The organism is Pelomicrobium sp. G1 (assembly GCF_051905455.1).
Taxonomy (GTDB): Bacteria; Pseudomonadota; Gammaproteobacteria; order Burkholderiales; family UBA6910; genus Pelomicrobium.
This window is the reverse complement of sequence record NZ_JBQACR010000516.1, coordinates 1-244: the sequence shown is the minus strand read 5'-3', so window position 1 is coordinate 244 and position 244 is coordinate 1. Positions and strand designations below refer to the sequence as shown.

The following is a 244-nucleotide window of genomic DNA, read 5'->3' as shown; positions in this document are numbered from 1 at the left end:
ATTCTCGCTTCCTCGCCATTAGACAGCTATTTCCCCGCCAACGTTGCCTTTCCTCTGATCTATGAAACTGAACGCCTCAGCGCCCGGGCCGCCATTTCTGGATCCTGCTATTGAGGAAATCCGCCACGAACACCGTTCCATCTTCGGCGACCGCCACCGCGATCGCATGCCGGAACTGTCCCGGGCCGCGCCCCCGTCCGCCGAAGGCGGTCAGGAAGGTGCCGTCCGGCGCGAACTTCTGAAC

At 61.9% G+C, this 244-nt stretch carries 1 protein-coding gene; it reads right to left on the bottom strand.

All coding sequences use genetic code 11. The annotated features are described in order from the left end of the window. Positions 1–76 precede the first annotated feature (76 nt). Positions 77–163, bottom strand: a complete 87-nt coding sequence (locus ACTFO6_RS19440) for a hypothetical protein (RefSeq protein ID WP_439935954.1) — start codon at positions 161–163, stop codon at positions 77–79. Positions 164–244: the final 81 nt, after the last annotated feature.